Origin of the sequence: Thalassospira sp. CH_XMU1458, from assembly GCF_037027205.1 — a bacterium.
Lineage (GTDB): Bacteria > Pseudomonadota > Alphaproteobacteria > Rhodospirillales > Thalassospiraceae > Thalassospira > Thalassospira tepidiphila.
Genome location: NZ_JAYMDW010000002.1, coordinates 348,921 through 374,851, shown reverse-complemented (window position 1 = coordinate 374,851; position 25,931 = coordinate 348,921). Strand labels below are relative to the sequence as shown.

The following is a 25,931-nucleotide window of genomic DNA, read 5'->3' as shown; positions in this document are numbered from 1 at the left end:
TTCACATTTCTATTTTCGGATCGTCGAGATGGAAAAACTCTGTCAATTTCGGCCAATCTGAAACAATCGGATGTCGTACTTGCATCCATTCCTTGAGCAAAAGGCTGTTATTTAGCGACACTCGCTTGAGGTGGTATAACTTGTCCACAATTTCGGCCTTGTCCCCGAATTTGTTGCCCAACCAATTCTCCGTGGGATGCAAATAATGAACGTTATACATTCGTGTATTCAGGAATAGCTGAACCAATCGCTCAATCATAAATGGTCGATGATCAAATTTGCGGTTCCGATGGTAACCAGCACTTGCAAAATAGACCTTCTTGAACTCTTCGTCGGTCTTCGCCAGACGGTCAGCGATATCCAAATACAAGTCAAGGAAGCGCACCAAATCACACCAAAATGCGCGATTAGCGATGATGTACGAAGACATACAGAAGGTGTCTACAGGCAACAGCGATTTGGTTATTTGCCCAAGCTCAAGCTTCGGAAAAACAACCTTGAAACCACCATGCCCGCATGCAATCGCTTGCTCCAAGCCGTTGGCAAACAAAGCGTTATTGGCAATCGCAGGATTAAGGATGATGGCGTCGACTTCCTTACGTCGGGCTTTCGCGATCTCTGCCATAAGATGATCATAAGGAACTCCTGACTTCCTTAGAAACTTCCAGGAAAACACGCCCACAAGATCGTCTTCGGTTTCAAACGGATTTTCTTTAAGAAGCTTTCGGAAAAGATCCAACTCCAACAGATCGCTCTTGGCGTTGAAGCTGACATCCCAAGGCTCGAAAACCTTATCGTCCAACTCGTCCAAGAAGGGCTTCTGACTCTCATCGTACCAGGATACGCGGATTTTCAGGTTACCGTTGGAGCTCATCTTTACCTCAAACCTCTTGAAATTTAGCCCACCATAATCACAAAAGGCTTAACTTACACTTACAGCAAGAAGCCATCTCACAGTGTACAATCCTCCATATGAACGACAGACGGTTTACTTAATATCGCCAACCGATACCGCCCGACCTTCTTAAACCCAAGCGCTTCATAGGCTTTCGCCGCCGCTTCGCTGTCGGTTGACAGAATAGCACGTTTAACGCCCCGCGCCCGCACTGCCAGAAGCGTTTTGGCAACCAGGATACGAGCATAACCGTTGGAGCGTTCCTCGGGCGGAGTCCAGACGGAGCCGACTTGAACCATATCAGGCAAGGTTGCGTTAAAGCCGGATAGCGACACCGCCTTGCCGTCGACAATCAGGCCCCACATCGTCCGGGCATCCAGTGCATGGACAAGGCGTGAAGCGATTTTGCTATCAAGGCTTGGTGTGTCTTCCGCGCCAAGTGCCTCGATCTCATAGGCGCGCAACCAGCGCAGCAATGTATTGCGGTCAATCTTTTCCGCATCAACCATCTGAAAATCATCGGCGCGGGCGTTTTGCGGCACGATCAGGTTGGCAAGATCAAGCTCGTAAAGCACATCCGATGCATTGATCGCATAGGGCGCGTCCTCAAGCCCCAGTTGGCAGAGCATATCCTGCGCCGTATCAGCATCACCAAACACACCTGCAACCGGTTTCAGCGGGTCTGCAACAAACGCCGCCGTCAGTTCCTTTGGGATAGCCTTCTGACCGCCGGCCTCGACAAAGACATTGCCATTGCCAAATTGCGCGACAATCGCGCTGATGCTGCCATCCGGGGTCACTTCCCCAAACCAGTTGCCAGAAAGCGGGTGACGACGTCGTTCGATACCGGCAGTTCGCAGGTTCCCGCGCAGCACCATGCAGGTCGCTGCATGATTGGCAAGAAATGCGTTTGCGGCATCAAAATCGGCATCGTGCAGCTTTCTGTACTGCATATCGGGGGTCCCTTTCTTTGGGCTTCAGGTAAGTGCCAAACTTTCAAATTGGCATAAAAAAAGACCGCTCCATTAGCGGCCCTTCACATATCGCAAGGTTATCCAACAGAGGTTCAAACAGTTATGTTTTGAAAACTCGTCGCATCGTTCCAACCATTGGATCACACCTTAAATTCAAAAAATTATCGCGTCAGAGATTTGTTAATATCACAACCTTCCGAATTTTCGATCCCTCTTTTTAAAATTCTTTGGTGCCAACAACATCGGTCTGAATCCGGCATCCGAAAACAGCAACTCAAAAGCTGATTTTCAATTCGGTTTGCGACAACCTCGGAAAGTGGTATTACCAATACAAGGCACATTTTATTCGGAGTTGACCTCATGCCAGTGATTACCTGCGTCGAAGACCTGAAACGCATCTATAAACGGCGCACACCGCGCATGTTTTACGATTACGCAGAATCCGGAAGCTGGACCGAGCAGACATTCCGTGAAAACACTACCGATTTTCAGGAAATTCACCTGCGTCAGCGGGTCGCAATCGACATGGCCGGTCGTTCCACCAAAAGCCAGATGATCGGTCAGGATGTTTCCATGCCCGTCGCCCTTGCCCCGGTCGGACTGACTGGCATGCAAAGTGCGGATGGCGAGATCAAGGCTGCGCGTGCGGCAGAGAAATTCGGCGTCCCCTACACGCTATCGACCATGTCGATCTGCTCGATCGAGGATGTCGCCGAAAACACATCCAAGCCGTTCTGGCTACAGGTTTACACACTGAAAGACGACGACTTCATGAAGCGCCTGTTTGACCGCGCCAAAGCCGCCAAATGTTCGGCCGCGGTCATCACAGTCGATCTTCAGATGCTGGGACAGCGCCACAAGGATCTGAAAAACGGCCTGTCCGCCCCGCCGAAGCTGACTTTCAAATCGGTTACAAACATGATGACCAAGGTGCAATGGGGCCTTGGCATGCTCGGCACCAAGCGGCGGTTCTTTGGCAACATTGTCGGCCATGCCAAGGGTGTTGCCGACGCGTCATCGCTGAGCACCTGGACCGCCGAAGCATTCGATGTATCCCTTGATTGGGATCGCATTCGCGAATTCCGCAAGATGTGGGATGGGCCGCTGATCATCAAGGGGATCATTGATCCGCGCGATGCGTTGGAGGCGCTGAATGTCGGCGCAGACGCCATCATCGTTTCCAACCACGGCGGACGCCAGCTTGATGGCGCCCTGTCCTCAATCCGGGCCCTGCCGGCGATCATGGATGCCGTTGGTGACAAGATCGAAGTCCACCTTGATAGCGGGATCCGCTCTGGCCAGGACGTGCTGAAAGCCTTGGCACTTGGCGCAAAGGGCACCTATATCGGGCGCGCTTATGTTTATGGTCTGGGTGCGATGGGCGAAGCCGGTGTGACCAAGACGCTTGAGCTCATCCAAAAGGAGCTTGAAGTGTCCATGGCGCTGTGTGGGCATACGGATGTGACCAAAGTGGATCGTGACATCCTGATGATCCCGCGCGATTTCTCGGACCGCTGGCAATAAGCAACAGGTACGCCTTGATACGAAAGAGAAAGCGGCGCTCTCCTATGTGAGAACGCCGCTTTCTTATTGGCTTTCGCAAAAAGAAAAAGCGCCACCCGAGGGTGACGCTTTTCCAAACAGTATCGCGAGCCTGTTGCCCGAAAACGACTTAACGTTTCGAGAACTGGAAGCTACGACGAGCTTTGGCGCGACCGTATTTTTTACGTTCAACAGCACGCGAGTCACGGGTGAGGAACCCACCAGCTTTGAGTGACGGACGCAGTGCCGGCTCGAACATGGTCAGTGCACGGGAAATACCGTGACGAACGGCACCGGCCTGACCGGAAAGACCGCCACCGGAAACGGTGCAAACAACGTCGAACTGATCTTTGCGATTGGTTACGCCGAACGGCTGGTTGATCACCATGCGCAGAACCGGACGTGCGAAGTAGTCTTCGAACTCACGGCCATTGACGGTGACTTTACCCGAGCCCGGTTTGATCCAGACGCGTGCAATTGCGTTCTTACGACGGCCGGTTGCATAGGAACGGCCCTGTGCGTCGATCTTCGGCTCCGGCAGGGTGCCTTCTGCAGCAGCAGCAACTTCGCCGCCCTGTGCCAGATCCTTGAGATCTTCAAGAGTTTTGGTGTCGGCCATTATTTGCCACTCCGCTTATTCTTTTCGTTCATAGCCGCTACGTCGAGGACTTCCGGCTTCTGAGCTTCATGCGGATGCTCGGTACCAGCATAGACGTGCAGTTTGGAAAGAACCTGGCTGCGCAGCGGGCCACGGCTCATCATACGCTCAACAGCTTTGATGATGACGCGTTCCGGATGCTCACCGTTCAGGAGCTTGTCCATGGTGCGTTCTTTGATGCCGCCCGGGTAACCGGTGTGCCAGTAGAACTTCTTGTTCTGAAGCTTACGGCCAGTCAGTTTGACTTTTTCGGCATTGACGATGACGATGTGATCGCCACAATCCATGTGCGGGGTAAACATCGCTTTGTGTTTACCACGAAGACGGTTGGCAACAACGGCTGCAAGGCGGCCAAGGACGACGTCTTCTGCGTCGACCACGAACCATTTGCGCTCGATGTCGCTCGGTGTCGCAGTGAAGGTTTTCATTATTTCTATACTCGAAAACTGGGTTCCACGGAGGGAATGTTCCCTCGTTGAAAGTCGGCGCATTATGCCAGCATCCAACAGGAAAACAACAGGAATATTTCACATTAAATCAATGACTTAATGGTTGAGGTATTATTTTACCACACAAATTTAGCCTATTTTTCGGCCGGCGGCATCGCATAAGTCCCGATCACATGCGCACAAAGGCTGTCATCAACGGCAGATCGAATATGGCATTCGGCAATCAAAAGCCGCCTGCCCGCCTTCAGGATTTTGGCCTCTGCAATCAGATCTCCGGGCTTTGCCCCGGACAGGAAATGAACCGTCGCCTCGGTCGTTACCGCCAGATCCGCCTTGGGGACCACAAGCCACGCCACGGCATACAGTGCAATATCGGCCAGCGCAAAGATCGCAGGCCCGGTCACCACATTGCCCGGACGCAGATAGCGTTCCTTGAATGGCAGACGCAGGATTGCGGTATCGTCTGAAAGGCTTTCGGTCCTGACATCCATATCGCCGACAAACGGGACCTTCTCGCGCATGATGGCATCAAAGTCGGCTGGCGTTACACCGGTCCGGGTCACGGAACTGTTCATGGCTTGGATGGCCTCCCTCTGGAGCTGCTTTGACGCAGCATTTTTGTTTCAGGGAGATAGCCTGACATAACGTTTACGTTAACGTCAACAATTTGCGCATACACAGACCGCTTTTAGGGGACATCAGATCCCCAACCACTAGCGGGTCAAAATCCCGGCCACGTCGGTATAGATCGCCACCACAACACACAAGATCACGATTGCCACAATCGCCGTTGCGCCGAGCCCGGGCAAATTTTCACGCATCCACTCACCGGGCGACATACCCGGCCCTTGATCGGATTTTTGCCTGAACCGGGTGTGAACAGGCCCACGCGAAAGATCACGCAGCGGTTTGTCGACTTCGTCGTTGGATGCCCAGTGAAAACGGTTCTCAGGCAAGTAAACAGGCTGACGGTCTTCCTGACCGGTTTCGTCATACATCATGGCGACTTCACAGCATCAGTTGCTGCCTCCTGCAACAGGGTGAACTGTTATCTCGCCCTGATCCCGGCATCTTTTCCATCATGCCATGATCACGGCGGCCCCCGCCTCGGATGATTTCGCTCTATCTTCCCCGTACCTTGTTCTTATCGTTGCGCAACGCGCAAGGCCTAGACAGCCCTGACGTCAAACCACCGAATTCCTCACTAATATATGGAGATTAAGGCAATCGTTCGGCAATAGTTTTTTATCTGTGTTATCTGCCGAGAATTGCCGAAAATTCGTTGACCGTCAGAACCAGAACATAGCCCACAGCCACCGCTGCAATCATGTAGGCTGCCAACCGCGCGATCATCTTGTTAAAGCCCAAGGGTTCACCTGGCTGTTTAGGCCCCTTCGATGATTGCCCTTTTGCAGATCCCGACGACTTTCCCTGCTTTTGCAAAATCGCCTGACGTTTGGCATCAAGGTCTTCATGCAGGGCCCAGTTGTCTTCGCTATCTGGCAGATTGATGCGGGACTTTCGAACCTCGGTCTCTTTCAGGTCGTCTACCCGGCCTGCAATGTCATTGCCGACATCGCCGCCCTGGCTGTCCTTTTCCCGAGTCCGATCAAGCAATGTCTTACCGCCATTCAGGCTGTCGACATAGTCGTCATAGGCGCTACGTTCCTTGTCGATGGCAGCCCTTTGGGCAGCTTCATGGGCTGCAAGATCCTGCGGTCGCACCAATTGTCCGCCCCCTGCGCCGGCCGCGTCTGATGCGCCAGATTTCAGCTGGCTATCGTCTGGCAGGAACATCGAAACAAGCCCGCTTGCCTTGTCCGGGACATAGACATGGCGATTAGGTTTGACCTTTGCCGCGGCAACCGCAGCCGGATTTTTCACATCAGCGCGCTTTTCACTCTTAACCGGCATGGTTGGCTTTGGCCCGATCATGGCTGGAGGACGCAGATCTTCCTCGATGACAGGATCGGGGGCATCACCGGCGTCTTCGTCTTCAGGATTGATCTTGGGTTTGGGCATCAGAAAGGCTGGAATATCAAAGCCGTTCTGTAAAAGACGTGCACGGGCCTCTGCGCGATATCTTTCAAGATCGCGTTCCATCATGTCCTTGCTGTCAAACCGCTTGATGGGCGTTTCGCGCACGGGTTTCGTCAGCCGCACAGACTCACGGACTGTCCGGGTCGGAACAAAGCGCCCCGGTGCCCGCCCCCGCCGATTTGGGAAATCTTTACTCATGCACAACCACTTGCCGAATTAATTTTTATTGATCAGGCAAAGACAGAATAACATTCGGCACATCCCCAGGGTTTTATTATTGGCACAGGCCGCTAACCCTTTGCGTGTAATTCTACTACGGTATACCGTGTTTTAAAAATCAAAAAACGTCAAACACATACAGCCATCCGGGAGGCCCGCCATGACCGTTTCCACAACCGAGCCAGAGCTTGTCACACGCACAGACAATGACGGCTTTGTCACCCTGACGATGAACAACCCCAAACGCCGCAATGCCCTGTCGGGGGCGATGATGACGGCCCTTAAGGACGCCTTTGACAAGATCGCCAAGGAGACCACCGTCAGATGTGTCATTCTGGCAGCCGAGGGGCCTGTCTTTTGTGCCGGGCACGACCTTAAGGAAATGAATGGCATCACTGAGTGTGATCAGCATGCCAGCCTGTTTACACAATGCAGCGACCTGATGATGACGATTGTCAGTCTGCCGCAACCCGTCATCGCGCGTGTGCGCGGCATGGCAACAGCAGCCGGTTGCCAGCTTGTCGCCAGTTGCGATCTGGCTGTCGCCGCCAACAGCGCCAAGTTCGCCACCCCGGGGGTCAATATCGGCTTGTTCTGCTCTACCCCGATGGTCGCACTTAGCCGCAACATTGCCCGCAAGCATGCCATGCGGATGCTTCTGACCGGCGATCCGATCAATGCCGAAACCGCCTTTGCCATGGGACTGGTGTCAGACGTGGTCGGTGATGATGAACTTGAAGAACACACCAATGCCTTGGCCGCCGGGATTGCCGCCCGGTCGGGCATGACGGTTCGGCTTGGCAAACAGGCATTTTACAAACAGCTCGAAATGCCGCTGTCGCAGGCCTATTCCTATGCATCCGACGTCATGACGGCGAATATGCAAAAACATGATGCCCGCGAAGGGATCGGCGCCTTTATCGAAAAGCGCCATCCGAGCTGGCGCCACGAGTAGACTGCCCTATATCCGGCAGATTACCTTATGATGGTATTTGCAAACCCTTCGGAATGACGCATTCTGTCAACAGATACCTTTTTCGGAGTACGCCCCATGTCGTTTGAAATCTGGCTTGCCTTTGCTTTTGCCTGTGCTGTGGTTCTGGCCATCCCCGGCCCGACCATCATGCTTGTCGTGAGCTATGCCTTGGGCAAGGGTAAACAAACTGCATGGGCAACGGTTCCGGGGGTTGCACTGGGCGATCTCACCGCAATGACGATCTCGCTGGCCGGGGCTGGTGCGTTACTCGCGGCCTCCGCCGAGGCGTTTACCGTGCTCAAACTCGTTGGGGCGGTCTATCTGATCTATCTTGGTATCAAGATGTGGCGTGAAAAGCCCGAAGCCCTGCATGACAACCCGGATGCCAAACGCAACCGTCCGTCGCGCATGTTCCTGCAGGCCTATATCGTTACCGCCCTGAACCCCAAAGGCATCGTTTTCTTCATCGCCTTTGTGCCGCAGTTCGTGACTGCTGGCGATCCGCTTTTGCCACAGTTTACGATTATGACCGCGACCTTTGTCATATTGGCCGCCATCAACGTTGCGATCTGGGCGGTAATGGCAAGTGCGCTGCGTGAACGGTTCCGCCACCCATCCGCCCTGCGTCGCCTGACACGCATCGGAGGCGGGGTGATGATTGGTGCTGGATTGCTGACCGCCCTCACCCGCCGCGCAGCGGGCTAAGCAGCCCACCCCGCCCAAAAGACCGTCGCCTCCTCCAATCGTCAAAAATTTGCTTCAGGCGATTGGTTGGAGGTTTTCCTATATTTACCGCAATATTATAACCTTTAGATATATAAATACCCGTATTATTTGGTATTCACATAAACTCAAAGTTGAGTTTAGATGATCTCCGCAAGTCTTCAGAAGAATGAATATTTATAATTCTTCTAAGAAAAACAATAGATAGGCGGGGAAGTGTGGACATGCTGAAATCTTTGAAAATAGGTCCGCGACTAAGTATCGCGATGATCTTTATAACCTTTGCGACGGCATTGGTGATCGGGCTTATCAATCTTTCCATTGAACGTGACATTGTCGCAGGTGCTGAACAACGCGAACTGCGCGTCAATTTCGAAAAGTTGCGAAGTGCGCTGGACATGGAAGCCGCTCGTGCGCTTGCGATGGCGGATTTTGCCGCAACCATCCCCGCCGCCCAGAAAGCCATGGCGGAAGATGACCGCGATACGCTGGCCGATATTTTCGGCCCTGGCTTCGCTGAACTCAAAGAAAACCATGGCGTGCGTCAGTTCCAGTTCCATAAGGCCCCGGCGATCTCGTTCCTTAGGGTTCATAAGCTCGATAAATTCGGTGACGATTTGTCTTCGTTCCGCAAAACAGTGGTTGAAACCAACACAAAACAACAACCCATCAGCGGCCTGGAAGTCGGTGTTGCCGGTCTTGGCATGCGCGGTGTCACGCCTGTTTTCAACGATGGGACGCATGTCGGCTCGGTTGAATTCGGATTATCCTTTGGTCCGGCCTTCTTTGAAAACTTCAAGGCACACTCCAACACCGATGCCGCCCTTCTGATTGACCGTGACGGCACCTTTGAAGTCTTTGCCTCCACCTTCCCCGAAGGTTTCCTTGATATTGCATCGCCCACACTTGCCGCGGCTCGTGACGGCGAACAGATCCTTGCCCCGCAGGATGCCGAGGGCACCGAACTGGCCCTGATGGCGCGCCCGATCACGGATTTTAGCGGCCAGAACCTTGGCATTGTCGTCATGGGCATTGATCGCAGTTTCTTTGCAAGCGCGATCAACGACGCCACCACCCTGTCACTGGGTGTAAGTATTGTAACCCTGCTGGTCGCACTACTGATCGCCTTTAGCGTCAACCGGTCGATCTCTCATCCGATCCGGGCCATGACCGTGGCCATGAACAAGATCGCTGGCGGCGAACTCGACACCGAAGTCCCGGCAAAGGATCAAAAGGACGAAATCGGCGAAATGGCCAGCGCGGTCACAATTTTCCAGACCAACGCACAGCGCATGAAAAGCCTTGAGGCCGAACAACAAGAACTGCGTCGGAAAAACGAGGAAGAGAAAAAGACTCTCGGTCGCAAGCTTGCCGATGAATTCGAAAATACAGTCGGGGCCATCATCGACGGCCTTGAAAACGCGGCACGCGAAATGGACGACGCATCCCGCGTCATGTCCGGCACGGCTGATGAAACGACCCAACAGGCAAAGATCGGCATGGATGCCGCGCAAAATGCATCGAACAACGTTGCGACCGTTGCCGCCTCGTCCGAGGAACTGTCTGCCTCCATCACGGAGATCAGCCGTCAGGCCAACCATTCAAGCGAGGTAGCCGCCAATGTCTCGAACAAGGCAACCAGCACGCGCGAAACGGTGGATGGCCTTGTCGAGGCCTCAGCACGTATTGGCGATGTCATCGCCCTGATCAACGACATCGCGGCCCAGACCAACCTTCTGGCCCTGAATGCCACGATCGAGGCCGCCCGTGCTGGCGAAGCTGGCAAGGGCTTTGCGGTTGTCGCCAACGAGGTCAAAAACCTCGCATCCCAAACCAGTCGCGCGACACAGGAAATTTCCGAGCAGATCGAAAGTATCCAGAACGCGACCAAGCTGTCCTCAACCGCAATCAACGAGATCACCGATATTGTCGGTGAACTTAACGAAAGCGCATCCGCCATCGCGGCGGCAGTCGAAGAACAGGGCGCTGCGACTCAGGAGATTTCCGGCAGTGTTGAAAATGCTTCTGTCGGGACCAGCGGTGTGACCGAAAGCATCAGCTTGGTCAGCGCGGCTGCTGTCCGGTCGACCGAAAGTGCCGATACGGTTCTGAAATCGGCCCATGAACTGATGGAGTACTCGGTCAATCTGCGCCGCGAAACCAACAACTTCCTAAGCAAGATTCGCTCGGAATAATCACACCAACCCGGTCCACTGTCAGTCAGCCGACGGTGGACCGGAATTTCACGAAACCACAGACATTGCGGGTTATGCCACTTAACGCGATGATGCCTCGGCGGTGACGCTGCTATTCCCAACGAGCCGGGCAATCCAGCTCCGTGCCGGTTTATCTCGCCCGAACAAAGAAATCACAGTGATCGCGACACCGGCCAACACCACATTCCATGCCGGGCGTAACGGCCACATCCATTCAAGATTGGCTGCAACCACGCGATCGGCCGGAATACCGGTCGCCAAGGCATACCAGGCATATTCAATGCCGGCTGTTGCCAACCCGGCAATCACCGCAATGACAGACAAAGTCACAGTAGATCTAAGCGACCATCCCCGCCAATGGGCAAAGCGATATAGCATCAGGCCAACAAACATCCCGGCCATCAGCGTTGCTTCACTGACATCGACCTTGGACTGCAAAAAGAAATGCACCACGCCAAGCACGGCAATCGGATAAACCAGTTTATGCAGGCGCCCCCACTTGGCCCCCAGTCTGCGCATCGCTGATTTGGTGGACGTCGCGGTCAAAACCGCCAACCCGATCAGGGCAACAAACCCGATTGTCAGATAAATCCGCAAAACGATCTCGCTGGCAATGCGGCCAACATCAAGATTCTGGCTGATCGCATACAGGCCAAAATGGATCACCACATAGCAAAAGGCAGCCACACCAACTTGGCGGCGCACCTGTACCAGTTTAGAAAATCGGGTTATGCGGCGAAGCGGTGTCACCAGAAGCGTGATCAGTAATATCCGGATGGTCCATTCACCACTTTGCAGAATGGCTTCCTTGACCGGGATGGTTGCCCCGCCCTCGGCAATGACCGGCCACAACAACACGATGCCGGGCACAAGAAGTGCAACAAAGACAGCCAGTTTGAAAAAGGAAAACCGCCCGGATGGATCAAGCCATGGATACATACAAAATAACCCTGTCAGGTTTCGCCGATCCCCCAGTCAAAAAGCATTTGGTGGTCGCCGTCACTTAAATTGCCATCAACTTTCCGCGAGGGCAGCCATTTGCACGCCCATGATAAGCTTACTGACGCATATCAAAGTTGCAGGAAGCCACCACTCATATAACAATCATATACAGTGATCACCCGAAGTGGATGAACCCAAATGGCCGAATTTCAAAATCCCACCGATCCGGAAATCAAAGCGCTTCTGGAAACGACAAAGACCATCGCGCTTGTGGGCGCCAGCCCCAAGCCGGAACGCCCGTCAAACCGGGTGATGAAGTTCCTGCTTGATCAGGGATACAGAGTTATTCCGGTCAATCCAGGTCAGGCTGGTGGCACCATTCACGGTCAGACTGTTGTGGCAAAGCTTTCCGATATCGCCGATCCGGTCGATATGGTCGATATTTTCCGTAACAGCGAAGACGCGGCTGGCGTCGTCGATGATGCCATCGCAATCGGCGCAAAGTCGGTCTGGATGCAGCTTGGCGTGATCAATCCAGAGGCCTTCGCAAAGGCCAAGGCAAACGGCATGACCGCGGTCATGGATCGCTGCCCGGCAATTGAACTGCCGCGCCTGGCCTAAAGCACCGGTCCAACAGGACGCCATCGCATCACGACAACAAAAAAGGCACCGGATGATCCGGTGCCTTTGTCGTTTCAAAATATCTTTGAAAAGCTTAGCTGAGCCCGCACTGCGCAATCAGATCCGGGACAAGGCCCTGGTTGCCGATAAATACCGGCTGCACGGCACTGGTCACGGTGTATGCCGTGGTTTGCTCATCAACAATCGTGTCGAAGTGACCGGCTGTTTCAAGTACCAGCGACATTACGCCATCCGGCTTGATGCGAAGGGCAGCAAATCCGTTGGCATATTCGGTGCGCGCGCATTCGCGACCCAAAATAACATCGAAACGATTGATCAGGGCATAACGCGGATTTTCAACCAGATCGTCACGACCAGAAACCTCACTCGGCTTCACGCCGTACTTCGGCACATATTTCGCAAAGTTCGTTTGCGACTGGACGATGTAACCATCCGGGAAATAAACCGCGACATCCTCTGCCAGCAGGATACGATCCCCAATGACCTGGCCAGAACGCAGAAGTTCCTTGATTCGCGTGCCCGGAATTTCACCGGAGAACGCATTGAAACGCAGGGTCTTTCCGTCGCCGCGCAAGTCAGCGAAATAACGTTCAAACGGAACGACCGGTGTTTTGTCTGCCGCGCGCGCAGTCGGCAAGACCGACATGGTTGCAACTGCCAGTGTAGCAACTGCAAGAGCAACGCCCCCCGAGCGCCGCGAAAAGACCGTCTTGATGGCCTTCAGCATTTGTCCCCGCCTCTCACTTAAATCAGGAATACAATCCAGAGATTATTCACATTAATCCCAAATTCAACACCTGTTTCCGCGAAAAATCGCCAGATCGTCAAAACCACATAGAAAAACAACGAGGTGGCATTATACCACCTCGTTGCCGAAGATTTGGTAAATGTCGGTGATTAGTCGACAGAAATCGTCACACGACGGTTACGCGGCTCACGAACACCATCCGGAGTCGGGATCAGAAGATCGCCTTCACCAACAGCATCCTGCGAAACCATGTCGCCTTTCACACCGCGACCGGTCAGCTCGCCAAGGGCTGCTGCGGCACGACGTTCGGACAGACGCAGGTTGTATGCTGCCGGACCGGCGGCATCAGCGTGACCAACGACGGTGATATCACCCATCGAGGATGCCCACTGCTCAGCAGCTGCATCAAGAACACGCTCGGAAACCGGGGTGATCGCAACGCTGTCAAAATCGAAGAAGATGGTGAACAGACGCGGCTCAGCAGCGGCAACCGGGGCTACAACAACGGCCGGCTGTTCTGCACGCAGCTCAGACATTGCAGCTTCGAAATCTTTCCAGCACTGGCTGATCAGCTCGGTCTGCCAGCCTTCTTCGCTTTCCTCGACCCAGCAGTCAAAGCGAGACTGTGCGATCGCTGCGGTTGCCGGCATTGCTTCGCGCTTGCCGTCATCAAGAAGGGCCAGAAGTTCGTCACGGACGGCGCGTTTCTGTGCAATTTCCTCATCAGAGAAGCGCCAGTTTGCCGGATCTTCCGGAAGAACGATGGTGTCACCGCTTACGCGACCGGCTTTCTTCGCAAAGAAGTCGGCATCGAAGAAGTCATACCATTCGTCAGCTTCGCGCTGTGCGTATGCAAGATATTCGGCCTTAAGCGCTTTACCGAAGTCAGTGGTCGGCTCTTCGGACGAGAGCGCAGACGAGACCGAGCTGCTGTAGGTGAACGGGTTACCGCCGTAAGGTACCGCGGTGCCGCTGTTGTCCACACTGCTACATGCACTCAGAAGCGCAACGCCACCAAGAGCACAAAGAATTTTCGGATTGATCTGCATGTCTTACCCCTGTCATTAAGGTTGTTCTTCAGCTAATAACTTAACACCAATGATGGTGGAATTATGGTCTTAAACGAACAGAATTCTGGTTTGTTCCAGCCATCTAAAAAAAAATGGTGTTGGCGTCCTACTTTTCAAGCGCACTCAAACCTGTAATGCTAATCCTCTCATACAGAAGTATGGTTGGCAATCAACACAATTATGACACGGAGCGGACGAGGTTCAAATGATCGAAACCGATGTAGCGACCATCACAGAAATGCTTAAAGGATTTGCACTGGGCTTTGGCCTCGATTTGCTCGGCGCTGTGCTGATACTCATTGTTGGCTGGTGGGTCGCCGGCCGGGCGGCTGCATTGGTCCGCCATTCCCTAAAGAGTACAAAGTTTGTTGATGCGACGTTAAAGCCGCTTGCATCAAGCATTGTACGTTACGTGATTTTGATTTTCGTAATCGTCGCCGTTCTGTCGAACTTCGGCGTTGAAACAACCAGCATCATCGCCGTTCTCGGTGCCGCTGGTCTGGCAATCGGTCTTGCCCTGCAGGGGACACTATCAAATATTGCCGCCGGTGTCATGATTCTTATCCTGCGTCCGCTCAAAATCGATGAATTTATCGAAGCTGGTTCGATTTCAGGCACCGTTGTTGAAATAACATTGTTTACCACCTTGCTCAAAACGCCGGATGGTGTGTTTATTTCTGCGCCGAACTCGCAAATCTGGAATAGCGCGATCAAAAACTATTCGCGCAACCCAACCCGCCGCCTCGATATCAAGGTTGGCATTTCCTACGATGACGATGTTGATGCGGCCCTCGAATTTCTTAAAAACCTTGTCGCATCCGATGAACGCGTACTGAAGGATCCGGAACCGATGAGCTTTGTCGCCACCCTTGGCGAAAGCTCGGTCGATCTGACCGCACGCGGCTGGGTTGCAACCAGTGAATTCTGGCCGACCTTCTTCGATCTGACCCGTAAATCGAAAACGGAACTCGAAGCGGCTGGTTTCTCTATTCCCTTCCCACAACGCGACCTGCACGTTATCGAAAGTGCAGAAACCGCAAGCACCGCAAAATCCATTGCAAAGCCGGCCGCCAAACCTGCGGCAAAAACTGCAGCCAAGAAACCGGCAACCCGTTCACGGTCGACCGCATCGAAAACGGCGACCAAAACCACGGCTGCGAAAAAGCCGACAGCACCCAAAAGCTGATCTTCTTTTTCACAGAACCGCATTTCGAAAGAGGCCCAGACGGGCCTCTTTTTTATTTGGGTGACAGACGCTACAACGTACACCACGTCAACTTCCTCGCACGTAGTACCCCGCTGTTACCCGCCCAGCTTGTATCAGGCGTATAGTTCCCTGCCCTTGCCCAAAGGCGGCAAATGAAAACAAGCGGGAGGATAAAACATGTCTGCGAAAAAAATTCTGATGATCACCGGCGACTATGCCGAAGATTACGAAACCATGGTGCCGTTTCAGACGTTGCTTGCGGTTGGACATCATGTCGACGCCGTTTGCCCGGACAAGAATGCCGGCGATACGGTTGCAACGGCTATCCATGATTTCGAAGGTGATCAGACCTATAGCGAAAAGCGCGGCCACAACTTTGCCCTGAATGCCGATTTTGCGGCGGCGCGAGCCGAAAACTATGACGCGCTAGTCATCCCCGGCGGTCGTGCACCGGAATATCTGCGTCTGAACGAAGATGTCATTCGTCTGGTGCGTGATTTCCATGCTGCCAACAAACCGATCGCTGCTGTCTGCCATGGTGCGCAACTTCTTGCAGCAGCCGATATCATCAAGGGTCGCAAGGTTTCCGCCTATCCGGCCTGCGCACCTGAAGTCAAACTTGGTGGCGGGACCTATGCCGACATTGCCATTGATGATGCCTGCATCGACGGCAATCTGGTAACCGCACCGGCTTGGCCGGCACATCCGAAATGGATGGCGGCTTTCCTCAAGGTTCTTGGCACTGAAATCAATTTGTAATGTATCGGCGCCCAAACGGTGATTGCGTTTGGGCGCCATTTGATCGACCATTGCGCCAAACAAAAAGAAAACCGCTGCACATCTCGTAACAGCGGCACAAACAGGAAAGGGCGTTCAAATGTGTCAGATTTATTCTGGAACTGACCCGGAACTTTATCAGTCTGTCAGCCGGTCTGTGCGGATCAATGGTGTTGTTACAAGCCTGCGCCTGGAGCTGCGTTTCTGGCAGATTCTTGATGAAATCGCCGCGGGTGAAGGTTTCAGCACCCCGCAGTTTCTCGGCAAAATCCACGACGAGGTCGTCGCCCAACGTGGTGACATCCCGAATTTCGCATCGCTTGTGCGCGTGATTTGTACCGTATATCTGGAAAAACAGGCTGGCCTGCATGTTCATGTCCCGGCAAATACCGCGACATCACAGATGCTGAGCTAACCACACGCCAAGCGCATCGGCAGCAAAGCTCAGGGCCTGAACCCTAGTTAAGCCAGGAAGAAAGTTCGCGCGTGCTGAAGCCGCCGCTGGTCATGATGCTGGGCGTCGCGTTGCGTTTCAAGGTCGGCTCGGCCGGTTTGATGATGCTGTTGCGGCGATGCATGCCCGTAGCCGCCCCGAAATCGATCTGTGACCGCCCAACAAGATCAGCCGCCGTAATACGCGGCCCGGATGCATCAGCATTGCCCGATGCATTGATCGGCGTTTGCTTGGCATGTGGCAGCTGCTGTTTCTGTTTTGCCTCGTAGATCCAGCGCAATTCCTGCTTCAGGGTCTGGTATTCCGGGGTATCGGGTGCCGAATTGACTTCATTGACGATCTGAAGCTTTACCATCTGCGGGAAACGATCAAGGCGTTCCAGCAGCATGAATTTCACACTTGGACGCACTGCGTCTGAGCGCATCAGTTTCATCACCAGACGGCGATAGATATCAATCCTAAGGTTGCCATTTGATGCCAGTTCGATGAATTCCTCGACAAACTCGCGCGCGGCCATCTTGCCATCCAGCAACGCGCGCAGGTTATCCCCCATCGCCCGGCGATAGGCTTCGCGGATCTCCACGACGTGATTGGAGGCGCGTGTGCGCACAAGATGGAATGCTTCTGGGCTGAATGCGTTCTTGGTCAGAAGCTTGGCGCAATCGGCAACCAGTTCATGCTTGGTTGCCTCGGAAACGACTTCAAAGACCCCGGTAATCAGTTCCTTGCATTTGGCATGCGGTCCCATACGGATCGCAGCAGCCAAGGCCATCGGGCTTTCTGGATCCCTGGTTGCGATCACGGCAAGGGCCAGTGGATCGTCATATTGCATCAGGGCAAGGTCGTTGCTCAGCAAATGTTCCGGCATCAACAGACGCTGCTGCTTGGCCGCCCCGGTCACGGTAAGCGGCTCGCCAGACAGATAGCTTTCCTTGATGGTAAGGGCATGTTTCAGCCCGTCATAAGAGATGCCGTGATTGCTGCTCATGGCACTCAGTCCTCTTTGAGACCTTTGGACCGCCTGTCAGAGACGAGCCCCTCGAGCCCGCCACTGTTGCGCCCGCTGCGCGGTCGAAGTCCCTGACCGCGCGACATGGTCCTGCCGCTTGGCTTTGCCGTCTGTGCAGATGCCGGCGCAGGTTCGTTTTCTTTTTCGACCTTCATGCGCGAAGCTACAGGCTTCATGTCGCTAAAGAAATCGATGTACCAATCCATATCGGCAGCTGCCATCGCAAAGCGACCACCGGCCGCCGGGCTTTCGATTGCCGATTCAGGGATACCGTTACTGATCTGCAAGACGACTGCTGCAGGTGCAGTCATCCCTGCCCGCCATGCAAGGGCTGTGATCGCCCGGGCACTGCCGGAATCAAGAATTTTGGAAACGGCGTTGGCGCGGATTTGCGCGTAATGGGCAAGTGCCTGCACCACCAGCGCATCATCATTGCGCGACAGGGCATCAAGCACATACTGGTCAATCGTCATCTTGGCATCTGTTGCCTCAATGACATCGTTGTCGACCATTTCATTGTCTGCGATCTCGACAACCATGTCTCTATCACGCGACGGCATCAGCACCCGGTTTTCAAAACGGGCCTTTTCAATCCTCTGACGGACCGACTGGCGCAACGCACGGGCAACCTCGGTCCGCATCCGGCCCTGCTCGACCAGCGTGTCAAACAGGGACGCCATGATGAAATGGGCAATGCGGCGCTGGGCCTGACGCGAAATTCGGTTCTGACCACCGAGGATATCGTTCTCCGGCGCCTTTGACTTTGTTGTCTTTTCAACGAAATGCGGCGTCATCGGCACAACGTTCCGCGGCGCGTCATCAGATGACAGCAACCGGTTCAACAAACCGCCCTTTTCCTTTTCCGCCTGCTGCTCGATCAGGCGGGCCTTGGCGGCGGCCTCAAGCTCGGCGCGTTCACGTTCGGCTGCGGTTTGAATGAATTCACCGCGCCCGCGCATGATATCAAGGAAGTCGGAATCGCTCAGAAGCTCGATATAATCGGCAATCGACACCCGGCCAATCGCCTGAATATCCTGACGTAAACGGTTGGCCGCCTGACGGGTCATGTACGGGGTATGACCCAGTTCCTGTTCGATCAGCGCAATCACCTGCGGGCGATAACAGTCGCCCATATTGGCAATCGCCGAAACGAACTCGTCAACCATTTCCAGTCTTTCGGACGGGCTCAAATCTGTCAGATGCCGACGCAGACGGCGCGCCACATCCATGCGCACGTCGCTGTCAAAATCAGGTACATCCTCGGCATCGTCCAGCGCGTCCAATTCAGACGAAAGACGGGCTGCGTGTTCAAGGGCCGATGCATCGGCGTTATTTTCGGAAACATGTCTGCGGGGAATCGCGCGACCCTGAACGCGACCTGTATCAGATCCAAACGTTTCAGGTGCGATGGTGCGAACAGTGTCGGCCAGATCACGCAGCTTGGCAGAGGCTTTATCATCAAGCCCCCCATCGCCCGCATTTTTCTGCCGATTGAACATCCAACTCAGCATTATCGCAGTAATTCCCCTGGTCCCGTGCCTGGCGGCGTATCGGCATCGACGTTGCGATGCCTTATTTTTGTGTTTTGTCAGAACAGCTTAACCCAAACTGACAGTGATACACAACCAGACAAGGCGTCTAATTTTCATAACCCAATCTCAAGGGCACATATCAACAGACAGAGCCTTGATTACAGAATGACTATCGGCGCAAAGACTCAAAAAAACATTAACGATACAGGGGTCTATGCCCCCTCCTGCCCATTGCCATCGAAAAACCTGCGCGCCGACGGACTTCTGGCAATCTGCGCAAATGAAAACGGGCGCCCCAAAAGGACGCCCGTCATCGAAAATCGTTACACGCACTCACTTGCGTTAATTATTGCCGACCCATGCAATGCGCAGAATATTGGTCGCACCCGGCGTTCCGAACGGCACACCGGCGGTGATAACAAGCGAATCACCCGGTCCTGCAAATTCCTCACGCTTTGCCACTTCGGTGGCGATTCCGACCATTTCGGCAAAGTTGGTCGCATCGCGGGTAAAGACCGGATGCACGCCCCAACACAAGGCCAGACGACGTGCGGTCTGAATCCTTGGGGTCAGGCCAAGAATTGGCACTTCCGGACGTTCACGTGCAGCACGGAATGCCGTCGACCCGGAAGATGTATAGTTAACAACTGCCTTCGCCCCGATGGTGGTCGCCACCTGACGGGCGGCTGCACTGATTGCATCCGGGGCGTTATGTTCCGGATCCGGGCGGTTGGCGTCACGCATCCGGTAATAAAGCTCATCCTGCTCCACACGGCGTAGGATACGGTCCATGATCGAAACGGTTTCAAGCGGATATTTGCCGACCGCACTTTCGGCTGACAGCATCACCGCATCGGCACCGTCATAGATCGCGGTCGCAACGTCGGATGCTTCGGCACGGGTCGGGGCCGGGTTGGACACCATCGAGTCAAGCATCTGGGTCGCAACGATCACCGGCTTGCCGGCTTCGCGGCACGCTTTGATGATACGTTTCTGCAGGATCGGCACATCTTCCGGCGGGCATTCGACACCAAGGTCACCACGGGCAACCATGATCATGTCCGACAGATCGACAATCTCATCAAGGTGATCAATCGCCTGCGGCTTTTCCAGTTTGGAAACGATGGCTGCACGGCCCTGAATGATCTTGCGGGCCTCGGCAACGTCTTCGGGACGTTGCACAAAGGACAGCGCCACGAAATCAACGCCCATCTCAAGACCGTAATCCAGATCGGCACGGTCCTTTTCGGTCAGCGGTGAGAGCGGCAACATCACATCCGGAAGGTTGACACCCTTGCGGTTGGAAAGCGGCCCACCGGTAATGACGGTACATTCGGCCGACTTGTCGTCGCATTTCTCGACACGCATGCGCAGCTTACCATCATCAAGCAGCAGGTTCGCACCCGGCTTGATAGCTGCATAGACTTCCGGATGCGGAAGCGACACACGCTTGTTGTCGCCCGGCTTCTTGTCCATATCGAATTTGAACGTATCACCGGCGGTGAGTTCAACTTCACCGTCGGCAAAGGTACCAACACGAATTTTCGGACCTTGAAGATCCATCAAAATACCGATCGGCCGGCCGAGTTTTTCTTCGACGACACGGATCGCTTCAAAACGGGCCAGATGTTCTGAGTGTTCCCCATGCGAGAAGTTCAGGCGGAACACATCCACACCTGTCTGCACAATTTTCTCGAGGATTTCTGGCTTTGAACTTGCCGGCCCCAGGGTCGCGATGATCTTCGCCTTACGTTGACGGCGCATCGGCTACTACCTCTTGTTATTCGGTTTACACGTGAGCCTTCCCGCTTCGGCCTGCATCTGCGGCGAGACGAAAAGGCGTCCTGATCTTTTCTGGGGGTACCCCCTTAATAATCAATCAGCCCCTATTTGAACAGGGACTTTTCATTAAATGCCTTTACAAAAATGTGATTTTTCGCTGGACAATTACAAGAAGCACCTTCTTTAAAGAAGCCGTACCGGTGAAACGTGCCGGTCAAAAACGAATGCCCAACAGACCAATTTTACGGCGCAGACAGGACCCTTTTCATGAGCAAATGGCACCACCGCTTTCTTGGACTTGCAGCCCATATTGCAGACTGGTCAAAAGACCGCAGCACCCAGGTCGGTGCGGTTGTCATCGGCCCGAAAAAAGAAATTCGTGCTGTTGGCTATAACGGGTTTCCGCGCGGGGTCGATGACGAAGTCGAAAGCCGCCATCAGCGTCCGGAAAAATACGCCTATACCGAACATGCCGAACGCAATGCGATTTATAATGCCAGTTACACCGGCACATCGCTTGATGGCTGCGCCCTCTATGTGACGCACTTTCCGTGCTGTGATTGCGCGCGCGCCATCATCCAGGCGGGCATCGCCGAGGTCTATGTCGACAAGTCAAAACTAACCCCGGACTTTCTTGAACGCTGGGAACAGGATATGAAGATATCGACCGAAATGTTCGAGGAGTCCGGTGTTGCCGTTAAGGTGATTGATGACGACGGCGTCACCAAGCCCATGAAATAAAAAAGATCTTCCTCTTTACTATTAAAAAAAAGGCCCAATATTGGGTGTGTTCAAACCGGACGCGAGCATCAAAAACAAAAAGACGTAAACGTCGTCTGTTCTAACTTTTCAACTGGCTTGGGGTCAGTATTTGTCAGATTTTCGGGCTGAACACAGAGTGGTTTGGCCTTGCTGGAAACCAGACAAAGGTATAAGGGTTTATACATCAGCAACTGGTTAGATTTGCTGCTGTATCCCCCTGAACAGCGACGCATTTCGTGATGATGCTCAGGAACCGAGGCCGGATGAACGCGAAAATAGACTTTAGTAAGATTAGTTTTCTGATCGTTGACGGGGACAAGATTTCAGCTCAGGTGGTCTATGACACGCTCGCCTATCTCGGAGCCAGTCATATACAGCGTGTAAAATCGCCGAATAATGCCTTTGACGTACTACGCACCGAAAAAATTGATATCGTGATTTGTGAATGGCGCTTGCGCGGTATGGATGGCCTTGAATTCCTCGATGTCATGCGCAATTCGACCAATTCGCCAAACCGGTTCATTCCGGTGATTATGCTGACCGCACATTCCGAGATGCGTTATGTGACGACGGCACGTGACCTTGGGATTACTGAATTTCTTGCCAAACCCTTTAACGCCAAGGCACTTTACAGCCGTCTGGTTTCGGTCATCGCCCGACCAAGACGTTTCATTAACACTGGAACGTATTTTGGCCCGGACCGACGTCGCAGACAGGTCCAGTTTGATGGTCCTGATCGTAGGAGCCTTGACGAATGACCCATTATGACTGGGGAAGCGGAGCCATCGTGAAGCCGGAAGAACCTAAGAAAAAGAAGAATGTGCAGATCATCCCTGCGCAGACCGATCTGAAACGCAAAGCTGTCAACTTCATCAAGGGATTTGACATCAACCTGTCACCTGAACAGCTTGAAGAGCTCGAACAGGTTGTACAGCGCAGCTCCGAGACCTTTGTCCGTGACATCGGCAAGGACCTGATGGAATGCCGCAAGCTGGTAATCAACGCCCTGCGCGACAAGCCCAAGCGGCCAGAAGCCATCATCGCGGCAAATGACCTTGCCTATTCGGTCAAGGCCCTGGGCGGCACCTTCCAGTATCCCCTGATGACCCAGATCGCAAAATCGATGGAAATCTTCGTTGCCGACCGCACCACCGCCAACGAAAAACAGCTGCTGGTGATCCAGCTTCACATCGACTCGCTTTATGTCATTCTGGCCGGCCGCGTGACCGGTTTTGGCTCAACCGTTGAACAGGCAACTGTCGCGGCCCTGACCAAACTGACCGAACGCTACGCCGAACCGCGCGAGTAGCCCCACATCTCTTGGCCGCAGACGATCTCGCTTACTGGGTAGCATTTCAGGATGCAGTCTCAGGCGGTGCTTATGCGCGCCCAGCAATCCCAAATATTCCCCTCACCTGCCCACCTTCGCAAAGCCCGACAGGTGAACTTTAACGTGCCCGATGCAGGGTCGGTTTCTACCGCCGGAAGAACGCGATTAAAAATTGAAAAATCATGGCAAAAAAGCGCTTGCACCACCTGTGAGCGGCTGCTAAAAACCGCGCCACGCACCATGCGGGTGTAGCTCAGTTGGTTAGAGCGCCGGCCTGTCACGCCGGAGGCCGCGAGTTCAAGTCTCGTCACTCGCGCCATTCCCTTCCTGATTGGGAATGACGTACAAAATAAGCGCCGCGATTTTTTCGCTGGCGCTTTTTTGTTTTTCACTCGCTTTTTACACATCTGCCCCACCCCGGATCGACCGCTTTTCGCTGCGAAACAGGGGTCGCATCGAGACTGCCAAGGACGATCAGGAGGGTAAAATTCCGGTCCGCCTTTTTTTTGCAAAAAAGCCCTTGCCAGACCGAACTACCCCTTATATAAACCGCGCCACGCCATGCGGGTGTAGCTCAGTTGGTTAGAGCGCCGGCCTGTCACGCCGGAGGCCGCGAGTTCAAGTCTCGTCACTCGCGCCATTCCCTCCCTGATTGGGAATGATGCACAAAATAAGCGCCGCGATTTTTCGCTGGCGCTTTTTTGTTTTTGACTCGCTTTTTACACATCTGCCCCACCCCGGATCGACCGCTTTTCGCTGCGAAACAGGGGTCGCATCGAGACTGCCAAGGACGATCAGGAGGGTAAAATTCCGGTCCGCCTTTTTTTTGCAAAAAAGCCCTTGCCAGACCGAACTACCCCTTATATAAACCGCGCCACGCACCATGCGGGTGTAGCTCAGTTGGTTAGAGCGCCGGCCTGTCACGCCGGAGGCCGCGAGTTCAAGTCTCGTCACTCGCGCCATTCCCTACCTGATTGGGAATGACGTACAAAATAAGCGCCGCGATTTTTTTCGCTGGCGCTTTTTTTGTTTCTAGGGCCAAACCGCGGCGGAAAAGCACCGCGCTACCCGCATGGGTAATTTCATCAAGACGTCACACAACCTTAAGAAATCCATTTTCGGGAAAGTTGTGCCATTTGCTGATTTAGACAGCATTGCTGACCGACTGGTCATTGATTAATCGTATAAATTATGCTCAGCTCCACATGCACTAAGCGAACCTGCAGGCCGCCCCGCAATTAGTCGGGCCTGAAGGCGTCGATAGAACTCCGGATGGTTATAAAGCTGAGCCCGTCTCGTTTTGGCCCTCCCTTTCGATAGCCGATCAGTCCACGCATTGGCCTGCAGTCCCACAACAACAATCGGGAGGCGCATCATGCGCAAATTTATTGCAGGGCTGGTCATGGGGACCGCGCTCGCGACCGCACCTATGATGGCACAGGCCGAAACGCCGAAAAATGCTTTGGTCATGGCTTTTGCCATTGATGACATCATCACGCTCGACCCGGCTCAGATTTTCGAATTCTCGGGCGCTGAATATGCCGGTAACACCTATGACCGCCTGATCGGTTTCGACAATGACGATGTGTCGAAGATCTATGGCGTCGTTGCCGAAAGCTGGGATGTCTCCGAAGACGGCAAGACCTTTACCTTCAAAATCCGTGACGGCATTACCTTTGCCTCTGGCAACGAACTGACCGCCGAAGACGCGGCCTTCTCCTTGCAGCGCGTGATCCTGCTGGATCAGTCGCCGGCCTTCATTCTGGGCCAGTTCGGTTTCACCGCCGATAACGTCAAGGAAAAGATCTACGCCACCGACGATTCCACGCTGGTCATGGAAGTCGACAAGCCTTACGCACCAAGCTTCGTGCTGTACTGCCTGACCGCTGGCGTCGGCTCGGTTGTCGACAAGGAAGAAGTCCTTGCCCATGAAGTGGACGGCGACCTTGGTCATGAGTGGCTCAAAACCAACTATGCCGGCTCCGGCCCGTTCAAACTGAACAAGTGGACCGCGGGTGAAAGCCTTAGCCTGACCGGCAACGAAGATTACTGGGATGGCGCGCCAGAAATGAAGCGCGTAATCATCCAGAGCGTCAAGGAAGCCGCGGCTCAACAGCTCCTCCTTGAAAAAGGCGATATCGATATTGCCCGTAACCTCGAAGCCGATCAGCTGGCTGCCATTTCTGACAATGACGACATCAAGATGATGTCCAAGGGCAAAGGTGCTCTGTGGTATCTCGGTCTCTCGCAGAAAAACGAATATCTGTCGAACCCGAAAGTCCGCGAAGCTCTGAAATACCTTGTCGATTACAAAGGCATTTCCGAAACAATCCTGGCTGGTCGTTCGCAGATCCATCAGGCTTTCCTGCCTGAAGGTTTCCTTGGTGCCTATAACGAAAACCCCTATTCCCTGGATGTCGAAAAAGCCAAGGCTCTTCTGGCCGAGGCCGGTTATCCGGACGGGTTCAGCGTAACCATGGATACCCGTAACACCACCGCAATCATGGCGATGGCGCAGTCGATCCAGGCGACCTGGTCACAGGCTGGCATCAATCTGGAAATCATTCCGGGTGATGGCAAGCAGACCCTGACCAAATACCGCGCCCGTCAGCACGATATCTATATCGGTCGCTGGGGTCCGGACTATCAGGATCCGCACACCAACGCATCGACCTTTGCATGGAACCCGGACAACTCCGACGATGCCGCTGCCAAGCCGCTTGCTTGGCGTAACTCGTGGGATGCCGGTGACTTGACGGCAAAAACCGATGCCGCCACGCTGGAACGCGACGATGCGAAACGTGCTGCGATGTATGTCGATCTACAGAAAGCAGTTCTGGAAAATGGTCCGTTCGTAATCATGTTCCAGGAAACCGAGATCGCATCCATGCGCGGTAACGTGAACAACTTCGTCCTCGGTCCGTCATTCGATAACAACTATTATCGTTATGTCACCAAAGACTAATCTCGACGAAGGAGACAAC

Annotated in this window: 25 protein-coding genes and 3 tRNA genes; 15 read left to right on the top strand and 13 right to left on the bottom strand. The window is 53.9% G+C overall.

Going from position 1 to position 25,931, the window contains the following annotated elements; all coding sequences use genetic code 11:
- Position 1: 1 nt before the first annotated feature.
- Positions 2-874, bottom strand: coding sequence for a hypothetical protein (locus WBY09_RS09095; protein WP_064780744.1), 873 nt, complete (start codon positions 872-874; stop codon positions 2-4).
- Positions 875-951: 77 nt separating this feature from the next.
- The gene (locus tag WBY09_RS09090) at positions 952-1,848 is read right to left on the bottom strand and encodes a GNAT family N-acetyltransferase (protein ID WP_336232561.1); all 897 of its coding nucleotides are present in this window, start codon (positions 1,846-1,848) and stop codon (positions 952-954) included.
- 381 nt (positions 1,849-2,229) lie between these two features.
- Here WBY09_RS09090 and WBY09_RS09085 point away from each other — a divergent pair, with 381 nt between their 5' ends.
- Positions 2,230-3,393 carry an alpha-hydroxy acid oxidase gene (locus WBY09_RS09085; RefSeq protein ID WP_197145128.1) on the top strand — a complete coding sequence of 388 codons (1,164 nt, stop codon included), beginning with the start codon at positions 2,230-2,232 and terminating at the stop codon, positions 3,391-3,393.
- A 148-nt stretch (positions 3,394-3,541) separates the two neighbouring features.
- Here the strand turns inward: WBY09_RS09085 and rpsI are convergent, their stop codons facing one another.
- From rpsI to WBY09_RS09060, 5 genes are all read right to left on the bottom strand, one after another.
- On the bottom strand, positions 3,542-4,030 hold the full coding sequence (gene rpsI, locus WBY09_RS09080) for a 30S ribosomal protein S9 (protein ID WP_008890947.1): 489 nt from the start codon (positions 4,028-4,030) through the stop codon (positions 3,542-3,544).
- Positions 4,030-4,497, bottom strand: coding sequence for a 50S ribosomal protein L13 (gene rplM, locus WBY09_RS09075; RefSeq protein WP_008890948.1), 468 nt, complete (start codon positions 4,495-4,497; stop codon positions 4,030-4,032). Before rplM ends, rpsI begins: the two co-directional genes overlap by 1 nt.
- Positions 4,498-4,652: 155 nt before the next feature.
- The gene (locus WBY09_RS09070; protein WP_063090063.1) at positions 4,653-5,093 is read right to left on the bottom strand and encodes a PaaI family thioesterase; all 441 of its coding nucleotides are present in this window, start codon (positions 5,091-5,093) and stop codon (positions 4,653-4,655) included.
- 138 nt (positions 5,094-5,231) lie between these two features.
- Entirely contained in the window at positions 5,232-5,519 is a 288-nt protein-coding gene (locus WBY09_RS09065; RefSeq protein ID WP_197145129.1) for a hypothetical protein, read from the bottom strand.
- A 253-nt stretch (positions 5,520-5,772) separates the two neighbouring features.
- Positions 5,773-6,756 (bottom strand): hypothetical protein, encoded by a 984-nt coding sequence (locus WBY09_RS09060; protein WP_336232560.1) that lies wholly within the window; start codon positions 6,754-6,756, stop codon positions 5,773-5,775.
- A gap of 181 nt (positions 6,757-6,937) precedes the next feature.
- Here WBY09_RS09060 and WBY09_RS09055 point away from each other — a divergent pair, with 181 nt between their 5' ends.
- The 3 genes from WBY09_RS09055 to WBY09_RS09045 all read left to right on the top strand — a co-directional run bounded on the left by WBY09_RS09055 (position 6,938) and on the right by WBY09_RS09045 (position 10,671).
- The gene (locus tag WBY09_RS09055) at positions 6,938-7,732 is read left to right on the top strand and encodes an enoyl-CoA hydratase (protein WP_120224944.1); all 795 of its coding nucleotides are present in this window, start codon (positions 6,938-6,940) and stop codon (positions 7,730-7,732) included.
- Between the two features lie 96 nt (positions 7,733-7,828).
- Positions 7,829-8,458, top strand: coding sequence for a LysE family translocator (locus WBY09_RS09050; protein ID WP_286791043.1), 630 nt, complete (start codon positions 7,829-7,831; stop codon positions 8,456-8,458).
- Positions 8,459-8,700: 242 nt separating this feature from the next.
- Positions 8,701-10,671, top strand: a complete 1,971-nt coding sequence (locus WBY09_RS09045) for a methyl-accepting chemotaxis protein (RefSeq protein WP_197145132.1) — start codon at positions 8,701-8,703, stop codon at positions 10,669-10,671.
- An 81-nt stretch (positions 10,672-10,752) separates the two neighbouring features.
- Here WBY09_RS09045 and WBY09_RS09040 read toward each other — a convergent pair whose 3' ends face one another.
- Positions 10,753-11,631 carry a sulfite oxidase heme-binding subunit YedZ gene (locus tag WBY09_RS09040; protein ID WP_336232559.1) on the bottom strand — a complete coding sequence of 293 codons (879 nt, stop codon included), beginning with the start codon at positions 11,629-11,631 and terminating at the stop codon, positions 10,753-10,755.
- A 201-nt stretch (positions 11,632-11,832) separates the two neighbouring features.
- Between WBY09_RS09040 and WBY09_RS09035 the strand changes: the two genes are divergently transcribed.
- Positions 11,833-12,255, top strand: a complete 423-nt coding sequence (locus tag WBY09_RS09035; RefSeq protein WP_197145134.1) for a CoA-binding protein — start codon at positions 11,833-11,835, stop codon at positions 12,253-12,255.
- A 94-nt stretch (positions 12,256-12,349) separates the two neighbouring features.
- Here the strand turns inward: WBY09_RS09035 and WBY09_RS09030 are convergent, their stop codons facing one another.
- Positions 12,350-13,003: a hypothetical protein gene (locus WBY09_RS09030; RefSeq protein WP_008890957.1), complete on the bottom strand. Its 654-nt coding sequence runs from the start codon at positions 13,001-13,003 to the stop codon at positions 12,350-12,352.
- 170 nt (positions 13,004-13,173) lie between these two features.
- Complete coding sequence (locus tag WBY09_RS09025; RefSeq protein WP_197145135.1) at positions 13,174-14,073, bottom strand: OmpA family protein; 900 nt, start codon at positions 14,071-14,073, stop codon at positions 13,174-13,176.
- Between the two features lie 226 nt (positions 14,074-14,299).
- On the opposite strand from WBY09_RS09025, the gene WBY09_RS09020 reads away from it, so the two are divergent.
- From WBY09_RS09020 to WBY09_RS09010, 3 genes are all read left to right on the top strand, one after another.
- A complete protein-coding gene (locus WBY09_RS09020; protein WP_197145136.1) occupies positions 14,300-15,280 on the top strand; it encodes a mechanosensitive ion channel family protein in 981 nt (326 codons plus the stop codon).
- A 198-nt stretch (positions 15,281-15,478) separates the two neighbouring features.
- Positions 15,479-16,060 (top strand): DJ-1/PfpI family protein, encoded by a 582-nt coding sequence (locus tag WBY09_RS09015; RefSeq protein ID WP_197145137.1) that lies wholly within the window; start codon positions 15,479-15,481, stop codon positions 16,058-16,060.
- A 118-nt stretch (positions 16,061-16,178) separates the two neighbouring features.
- A complete protein-coding gene (locus tag WBY09_RS09010) occupies positions 16,179-16,493 on the top strand; it encodes a ribbon-helix-helix domain-containing protein (RefSeq protein WP_008890961.1) in 315 nt (104 codons plus the stop codon).
- Positions 16,494-16,536: 43 nt separating this feature from the next.
- On the opposite strand, the gene WBY09_RS09005 is transcribed toward WBY09_RS09010, so the two are convergent.
- From WBY09_RS09005 to pyk, 3 genes are all read right to left on the bottom strand, one after another.
- A complete protein-coding gene (locus tag WBY09_RS09005) occupies positions 16,537-17,520 on the bottom strand; it encodes a hypothetical protein (RefSeq protein ID WP_197145138.1) in 984 nt (327 codons plus the stop codon).
- A 5-nt stretch (positions 17,521-17,525) separates the two neighbouring features.
- Positions 17,526-19,052: a DUF2336 domain-containing protein gene (locus tag WBY09_RS09000; protein ID WP_197145139.1), complete on the bottom strand. Its 1,527-nt coding sequence runs from the start codon at positions 19,050-19,052 to the stop codon at positions 17,526-17,528.
- A gap of 363 nt (positions 19,053-19,415) precedes the next feature.
- Positions 19,416-20,837, bottom strand: coding sequence for a pyruvate kinase (gene pyk, locus WBY09_RS08995; protein WP_197145140.1), 1,422 nt, complete (start codon positions 20,835-20,837; stop codon positions 19,416-19,418).
- A 285-nt stretch (positions 20,838-21,122) separates the two neighbouring features.
- Here pyk and WBY09_RS08990 point away from each other — a divergent pair, with 285 nt between their 5' ends.
- The 7 genes from WBY09_RS08990 to WBY09_RS08960 all read left to right on the top strand — a co-directional run bounded on the left by WBY09_RS08990 (position 21,123) and on the right by WBY09_RS08960 (position 25,912).
- A complete protein-coding gene (locus tag WBY09_RS08990; RefSeq protein ID WP_008890965.1) occupies positions 21,123-21,596 on the top strand; it encodes a deoxycytidylate deaminase in 474 nt (157 codons plus the stop codon).
- A 284-nt stretch (positions 21,597-21,880) separates the two neighbouring features.
- Entirely contained in the window at positions 21,881-22,375 is a 495-nt protein-coding gene (locus WBY09_RS08985) for a response regulator (RefSeq protein WP_008890966.1), read from the top strand.
- The gene (locus WBY09_RS08980) at positions 22,372-22,926 is read left to right on the top strand and encodes a hypothetical protein (protein ID WP_008890967.1); all 555 of its coding nucleotides are present in this window, start codon (positions 22,372-22,374) and stop codon (positions 22,924-22,926) included. The genes WBY09_RS08985 and WBY09_RS08980 overlap by 4 nt, the downstream gene beginning before the upstream one ends.
- A 263-nt stretch (positions 22,927-23,189) precedes the next feature.
- A tRNA-Asp gene (locus WBY09_RS08975) sits at positions 23,190-23,266 on the top strand.
- A 244-nt stretch (positions 23,267-23,510) separates the two neighbouring features.
- Positions 23,511-23,587 (top strand) — tRNA-Asp (locus WBY09_RS08970).
- Positions 23,588-23,832: 245 nt separating this feature from the next.
- Positions 23,833-23,909 (top strand) — tRNA-Asp (locus WBY09_RS08965).
- A 413-nt stretch (positions 23,910-24,322) separates the two neighbouring features.
- Positions 24,323-25,912, top strand: coding sequence for an ABC transporter substrate-binding protein (locus tag WBY09_RS08960; protein WP_008891486.1), 1,590 nt, complete (start codon positions 24,323-24,325; stop codon positions 25,910-25,912).
- Positions 25,913-25,931 lie beyond the last annotated feature (19 nt).